Annotated in this window: 7 protein-coding genes; all 7 read right to left on the reverse strand. The window is 66.8% G+C overall.

Going from position 1 to position 7,390, the window contains the following annotated elements:
• Positions 1–287 precede the first annotated feature (287 nt).
• A complete protein-coding gene (locus PXJ20_RS32475; RefSeq protein WP_421032507.1) occupies positions 288–857 on the reverse strand; it encodes a phosphonate degradation HD-domain oxygenase in 570 nt (189 codons plus the stop codon).
• A 6-nt stretch (positions 858–863) separates the two neighbouring features.
• Entirely contained in the window at positions 864–2,336 is a 1,473-nt protein-coding gene (gene phnY, locus PXJ20_RS32480; RefSeq protein WP_421032681.1) for a phosphonoacetaldehyde dehydrogenase, read from the reverse strand.
• A gap of 5 nt (positions 2,337–2,341) precedes the next feature.
• Complete coding sequence (gene phnA, locus PXJ20_RS32485) at positions 2,342–3,628, reverse strand: phosphonoacetate hydrolase (protein ID WP_421032508.1); 1,287 nt, start codon at positions 3,626–3,628, stop codon at positions 2,342–2,344.
• 74 nt (positions 3,629–3,702) lie between these two features.
• Positions 3,703–4,440 carry a phosphonate utilization associated transcriptional regulator gene (locus PXJ20_RS32490; protein ID WP_421032509.1) on the reverse strand — a complete coding sequence of 246 codons (738 nt, stop codon included), beginning with the start codon at positions 4,438–4,440 and terminating at the stop codon, positions 3,703–3,705.
• An 84-nt stretch (positions 4,441–4,524) separates the two neighbouring features.
• On the reverse strand, positions 4,525–5,436 hold the full coding sequence (gene phnV / locus PXJ20_RS32495) for a 2-aminoethylphosphonate ABC transport system, membrane component PhnV (protein ID WP_420873257.1): 912 nt from the start codon (positions 5,434–5,436) through the stop codon (positions 4,525–4,527).
• On the reverse strand, positions 5,426–6,388 hold the full coding sequence (gene phnU / locus PXJ20_RS32500) for a 2-aminoethylphosphonate ABC transporter permease subunit (RefSeq protein ID WP_421032510.1): 963 nt from the start codon (positions 6,386–6,388) through the stop codon (positions 5,426–5,428). The genes phnV and phnU overlap by 11 nt, the downstream gene beginning before the upstream one ends.
• On the reverse strand, positions 6,366–7,379 hold the full coding sequence (gene phnT, locus PXJ20_RS32505; RefSeq protein WP_421057485.1) for a 2-aminoethylphosphonate ABC transport system ATP-binding subunit PhnT: 1,014 nt from the start codon (positions 7,377–7,379) through the stop codon (positions 6,366–6,368). The genes phnU and phnT overlap by 23 nt, the downstream gene beginning before the upstream one ends.
• Positions 7,380–7,390 lie beyond the last annotated feature (11 nt).

The following is a 7,390-nucleotide window of genomic DNA, read 5'->3' on the forward strand; positions in this document are numbered from 1 at the left end:
TCCGGGTCAGCCGTCAACAGGTTTTTTACCAGTTTTTTACCACTTCCCAACCCGCCAACTTCACCACCATCGCCCGGAACGCCCCGCCACGCGGGCCTTCCCGTCTCCCCGCGCCCCGTTTCCCGGAGCGCGAAAGAGCGAGATTCTAGTCACCTCCCGCGCCCGTGGCAAGCAGTTTTTTAGGCTCTTGCCGACGAACTAAAAGAAGCCTCAAGAACGCGGCGCTCGTACCGCAATCGAAGCAATCGGGCATCATCCGAAGCTGGTTGCGCAAAAAGATCTAACGTTCACTGCGCAACTACATCTCCGTGCCGGCCCATCACGCGCCGCACTATCTCAAGGAAGTGTTCGATATCCGGCGTGACCCTGTTCTGCTCCTTCGCCAGATCGTCCCAGTGGCGCAGCCGCACCGCGTCCTGAGCGAACGGCTTGCGCAAAAACGCTTCGACGCCCTCTTCGTCGAACACGCCGCCCTGCAATTGCAGGCTCCGCCTGGAATCGGCCGACAGGCGATCGAAGTACGTCCGATCGCTCGCACACAGATACCGCTTCGCATCCACATGCAGCCGAATGGGCTCCAGCACGCTATCGGGCAGCACCGGCCGCAGGAACGGCAGCACGAAGTACTGATGCACGTCGTCGATGCCGCGCGCCGTCGGTGTCTCGCCCTGCTGGTTCAGCAGATGCCCGAGATCGTGCAGGAACGCCGCGGCGATCAGTTCCTCGCTTGCGCCTTCCTGCTCCGCCAGCGCACCGCTCTGTAATGCATGTTCGAGCTGGCTCACCGGTTCACCGCTATAGGACATGCTCCCGTACTGCTCGAACAGCGTACGGACGTCGTCAACATTCAATGCCACGTCTTCCTACTCCCAAGGTAACGAAAACGTCTTCAGATTCGTGAAGCTCTTCATCGCTTCCTGCACGCCTTCCTTGTATCCGAGCCCCGAGTCCTTGATGCCGCCGAACGGCGTGAGTTCGATGCGGTACCCCGGCACCTCCCACACGTTCACGGTGCCCACGCGCAGTTCGTTGATGAACCGCACGATCGCGTCCTGCCGGTTCGTACACACGCCCGCGGACAACCCAAACGCCGTCCCGTTGCTGAGCCGAATGGCGTCGTCGATGGTGTCGAACGTAATAACAGGCGACACGGGCCCGAACGTCTCCTCGCGCACGAGCGTCATGCTCGGATCGACACGATCGAGCACCGTCGGCGCATAGAGCGCGCCCTCTCGCCGGTTGCCGGTGAGCAGTCGCGCACCCTGTGCCACGGCTTCGTCGACGCGTACCTCGAAGCACTTCGCCGCCGCTTCGTCGATCACGGTGCCCATCTGGCTGGCTGGATCGAACGGATCGCCGTACGTCCATTCGCGCGTCTTCTCGACCACAAGCTCGGTGAAACGCTCGGCCACGTTGCGCTGTACGAGCATTCGCTTCACAGCCGTGCAGCGCTGCCCCGAGTTCTTATACGAGCCCTGCACGGCCAGCGTCGCCGCCCGTTCGAGGTCGGCGTCGTCGAGCACGATCAGCGGATCGTTGCCGCCCAGTTCCAGCACCGTGCGCCGGTAGCCCGCCTTCGACGCGATGTACTTGCCGATCGCCACGCCGCCCGTGAATGTCACCAGTTCCGCGAGCGGATGCGTGATCAGTTCGTCGGCGATCTCGCGTGGATCGCCGGTCAGCACCTGCAGCATCGGGTGAGGCAACCCCGCTTCGTAGAGCAGATCGGCAAACCACAGCGCCGAGAGCGGCACCTTTTCCGAAGGCTTCAGCAGCACGCGATTGTTCGTCGCGACCGCGGGCGCCACCTTGTGCGCGACCTGGTTCATCGGATGGTTGAACGGCGTGATCGCGACAATGACGCCCGCGAGCGGCTCGCGCTGCGTGAACACGCGGCGCGGCTTGCCGTGCGGGGTGAGGTCGCACGAGAAGCTCTGGCCGTCGTCGCGCAGCGCCTCGATGGAGGCGAACTTCAGCACGTCGGCCACGCGTCCTGTCTCGTAACGCGAGTCCTGCTTCGAGAGACCCGATTCGAGCGAGATCAGATCCGACGCTTCCTCGGCGCGCTCGCGCAGCAGCATGCCCGCACGTTCCAGAATCTGCGAGCGCTCATAGCGCGTCAGCTTTGCCTGATACGCGCCTGCGTAGTCGAAGGCAGCCCGCACGTCGTCGACGCTCGCAAGCGGCACCGTGCCGACGCGCATCCCGCTGTACGGATCGAACACGTCGAGCGTGCGTTCGCGCGCCACGCGCGCGCCGGCGAGCCGCAGCGTCTCGGCGCGAAACGTCGGATGAGCCGGATGAGCCGGATGATCGCGCCGCACCTCGTTCGCCATCTTGTTCACGACACCTCCACGTGATTCAGCGCCAGGTCGAAGACATCGAAGTTGCGCAGCCGCCGGCCGCCGTAAAGGCGCTCGATGCCATCGATGCGCCGGTTGAACACGAGCGGCACGGTCTGTTCGGAGAGGCCGCCGTGCGAGCGCAGCGGCACCGTGAGACCCGAGAGGTCGTGCTCTTCGCGCCGTGTGCCGAGCACGACGTCCCGCCGGCTAATGACAACGACGTCGCCGACACGATCGCGCGGCAACTCGAAGCGCTCGCATGCCGCGGCGTTGTCGAGCACGAGCTCGATGCCATCGATCGAACGCATGCGTGCCATCACGTCGGCCGCATTCGCCTGCGCCGGCAGATACACCGTCGCAAACGACCCCAGCGCACCGTGATGCACCACATACGGGTCGGTGATCGGCAGGATCACGCGCGATGCGCGCGCGCCGAGCCACGCATCGAGCACGTCCTGCAGATAGATCACGTTCGGCTCGCCGCTCGCTGGATCATGCTTCGCGTTCATGCCGTGATCCGCGGTGAGGCCGATGGTCCACCCGAGCGCATCGAGCGTCGCGAGATAGCCATCCATCATCGCGTAGAACGCGTTCGCGCCGTCGCTGCCCGGCGCGCACTTGTGCTGCACGTAGTCGGTGGTCGAGAGATACATGAGGTCGGCCTGCCCGCTCTGCGCGAGCCGCACACCCGCCGCGAACACGAACTCGGAAAGCTCGGCGCTGTACACGTCAGGCACGGGCCGGCCGACGAATTCCAGCACGTGCTCGATGCCGTTTTCTTCCCGCGTGGCCGCGTCGGCTTTCTCCGCCGAGAAGCAGATGCCTTCGAGCTGCCAGCCGAGGAGCCGCCGCAGTTTGTCCTTCGCCGTCACGACAGCTACGCGCGCGCCCGCGCGGGCCGCTGCCGCGAGAATCGTCCCGGCACGCAGATAGGCCGGATCATTCATCATCACCTCGGCGCCCTTGCCGCCATTCGCCTGCGGATCCCAAAAGTAGTTGCCGCAGATGCCGTGCACCGACGGCGGCACCCCGCACACGATCGAAAGGTTGTTGGGGTTCGTGAACGACGGAATCACACAGTCGCCCTTCGCCGCCGTCCCCTCTCGCAGCATGCGGCCGATGAACGGCGCCACGCCGGCCGCGACTGCCGCTTCCAGATAGTCGTACTCGCAGCCGTCGACGCAGACCACCACCACCGGCTTCGACGCCAGTTGCCCGACGCGATAGACGCGGCCATTCACCGTGACGTCGCGGCCGATGCTGCGCGCAGATGTGTCCTGCACGTTCGAATTTCCTTGCACGCTCGTTTCCCCCGCTCGCAATCCACTTCACCCGCCAGGCTCTGGCCCCGGGGCTATCACATTCGATCGATTCCACCGCGGCCCGCGACGCACGCGTTCCGCACCGGCCCCTCGCACGCCTCATGCGCCCGGCGCCGCCCGCCCTCGACATGCGCGCGCATCAACGCCGCGGCACGTTCGGCATCGCGCGAGGCGAGCGCTGTCAAGATCTCGCGATGTTCGGCGAGCGACTGTTCCATCGCATCGGCCCGCGCAGCGAGCGCTGCGCGGCGAAACAGACTCAGCTCGCCCACGAGACGCCGATACGTTTCATACAGCTTCGCGTTGCCCGCGCCCGCAACGATGGCATCGTGAAACGCCACATTGGCGCGCGCATAGGCGTCGTGATCGTGCGCATCGAGCGCCTCGCGCATCGTCTCGACGCAACGGCGCAGGCGCTCGACCTGCGCGGCATCGACGCGGTCCGCCAACATCCGGCACGCCGCCTCTTCGAGCACGACGCGCACGGCGTAAATCTCGTCGGCCTCGCCAAGCGAGACGGTGCGCACGAACACGCCGCGATTCTTCTCAGTGCGCACGAGCCCCGCCTGCTCCAGCGCCCGGAAGGCTTCGCGCACCGGGCCACGCGATACGCCAAGGCGCGCCGCCCAGTCCGCTTCGGTGAGCTTCTCGCCCGGCGCGAGCGCCTTCTCCACGATGTGCCGCTCGATTTCGTCGCGCACGAGCGCCGTGAGCGAATGCCTGCGCACCACCTCGATGACGTCGACGGAATCGGATTGCATATTTTCAGTCATTTCGACACATTTTGCCACCTTCGCACGTGCGACCCAGGCACGGCAGCCGCCTCGGCGCCGGTGGAGAAAAAACACACACCAGCATCAATCCATGCGGCGACGCGGCGCGCGCGCGGCAATCAGCAACAACGCCGCGAGCGAGGCCAACAAAAGAATCAGCGAGAGCGCCGACGCCGGCAGGTAGTAGCCGCGCTCCACCTGGCCCACCACGACGATCGGCACCGTCGCGAATCCCGGCGGATAAACCGTGAGCGTCGCGCCCAGTTCGCCCAGCGAAAGCGCGAAACCGAGCGCGAGACTCGCGCGGATAGCCGGCACCAGCTGCGGCAGCACCACGCGGCGCAGCACCATCGAAGGCGGCGCACCGAGGCTTGCCGCCGCCTCCCTCAGCACGGTGAGTTCCGGCCGCAGCGCGGCCGCCGCGCAGCGATAACAAAACGGCAGCACCAGCGCGAGCTGAACGAGCACGACGATCGCCGCCGAACTCGACAGATCGACCGGCGCCTTGTGATACGCGATCAGCACCGCGAGCCCGAGCACGACGCTCGGCACGCCGTTGGGCATCATGGCGACGGTGTCGAGCACCGCGCCCAGACCGCGCCGGTCGCGGCCTTCGAGCGCCAGCGCAAGCCACAGCCCGAGCGCCGTACCCAGCACCGATACACCGAAGCCAATCTCGAGGCTCGTCATCAGCGCATCGAAATCGCTCGACGAAAGACGCTCGAACCAGCGCGTACTGAAGCCGTCGGGGAGGATCGTGCCGGACCAGTGCGCGGCAACGCTCGAGAGCGCGACCACGATCACGGGCAGCACGAAAAGCCAGAAGCACAGCAGCCCGGCGAGCGCCAGCAGCGCGCCGCCCGCGATGCGCGCGGGCAGGCTGCGCTGCACGGCGCGCGCGCGTCCGTGCAGCGGCGGCAGCGCGGCGGGCGCCAACGAGGCCGGCCCCGGGGTCGGCAAGGCGGAGTCCACGCGGCTCATGCGCTCACTTTCCATCGCCTGCTCCTCCCAGCTTGCGTCGGTTCACGCGCCGGTACAGCGCGTAGAGCGACAGCGACATCGCGAGCATCACGACCGCGCCGGCGGCGGCCATCGGCAGGTCGAGATCCACGGTGGCGGAACTGTAGATGGCGACCGGCAGCGTCACGAGATGCGCGCTGCCCAGCACGAGCAGAATGCCGAACTCGTTGAGCGTGAGCAGGAAGCAGAGAATGGTGCCGGCCGCGATGCCGGGCCACGCGAGCGGCAGCACCACGCGCGCGGCCACCATCCAGCCGTTCGCGCCGAGACTGCGAGCCGCCTCGACGAGCCGCATGTCGAGCAGCGCGAACGACGCCAGCGTCGGACGCACCACGAACGGCGAATAGAACACGACCTCCGCCAGAATCACGCCGCCAATGCCGAACAGGAAATCGAACGACGCGGAATCCAGATGCAGCAGCCGTTGCAGCCCGATGCTCACGGAGCCCTGCGAGCCATACAAAAAGATCAGCGTGAAGGCGACGAGAAACGATGGGAACGCCACAAAGAGTTCCAGGAAGCGCGTCACGAGCCGCGCGCCCGGGAACGGCTTGAAGAACAGGATGGCCGCGAGCGCCACCCCCAGCACCGAGGCGATGCTCGCGCTCGCGAACAGCACCCATAACGTCGTGCCCACCACCCCGCGCGACTCCGGATTCTGGAAGAACGCGGCATAGGCGTGCAGGCTCAGGCCGTGCGGCCCCGTGAGACTCAGCAGCACGAGCCGCACGAGCGGATAGATCACGAGCGGCCCCAGCACGATCACGGCCAGCAACAGCAGATGCCCTTGCGCCAGCCGCTCGCGGCGCCGCACCGCCGCTGCATGCGAGGCAGCCATCGCGGCCCGACGGTTGCTGGCGGCGTCGGCCGCGTTGGCCACGTCGGCCGAACCCGCGGCACCCGCTTCAGGATTGAACAAGGACGACATCGTCTGCCTCGTAACGCAGTGACACGCGCGCGCCGCGTTCCGGTGTCATGCCCACGCCGCGCTGGGCCGTCACGAGCACCGGTTCGGCCGGCCACGCGTCCAGCGTGACGGAAACCGAAAGCACCGGCCCATACCATTCGACGGACGCAATCGTGCCGTGCAACTGCCCTTCGCCAAGCGGCACGATGCGCAGGCTCTCGGGACGCAGGCACGCAAGACGGTCGCGCTCGACGTAACGCGCGTCGCCCAATGCAAAAGCCACGTGCGGCGGCAGCAGATTGGCCGGCCCCAGGTAGCGCGCGACGTAAGCGTCGTTGGGCGTGTCGTAGAGCGCCTGCGGCGTGCCGAGCTGCGCGATGCGGCCATCGCGCATGAGTAGCGTGCGGTCGGACAGCACGAGCGCGTCGTCCTGGTCGTGCGTCACGCAGACGATCGTGAGATTCGGCAGGCGCTCGTGCAGCGCCTTGAGTTCGGAGCGCACCGAGGCGCGCAGGTTCGCATCGAGTGCCGAGAGCGGCTCGTCGAGCAGCAGCACGTCGGGCTCGATCACGAGCGCACGCGCGAGCGCCACGCGCTGCTGCATGCCGCCCGAGAGCTGCGCGGGCATCACGTGACCCGCATCGCCGAGCTGCACGAGCTTGAGCGCATCGGCCACGCGCCGCGCAATTTCCTTCGACGCAATGCGCCGCGCCCGCAAGCCGAACGCGACGTTTTCGAACACCGAGAGATGCGGAAACAGCGCGTAGCTCTGAAACAGCAGCCCCAGATTGCGACGATGCGGCGGCACGTGCGTCAGATCGCGACCCGCCACCGTGAGCGTGCCCGTCAGGCCGTCCGCTTCGATGAAGCCCGCGATGAAGCGCAACAACGTCGTCTTGCCGCAGCCGCTGCGGCCCAACACGGTCAGCAGTTCGCCGCGCTCGATGGTGAGCGACAGGTCGTCCAGCACCGTGCGCGAGCCGAAGCGCACCGTGAGATGTTCGATCTCCACCCCCGCCGCGC

It is taken from the genome of Paraburkholderia sp. A1RI_3L (assembly GCF_048957895.1).
GTDB classification, from domain to species: domain Bacteria; phylum Pseudomonadota; class Gammaproteobacteria; order Burkholderiales; family Burkholderiaceae; genus Paraburkholderia; species Paraburkholderia kururiensis.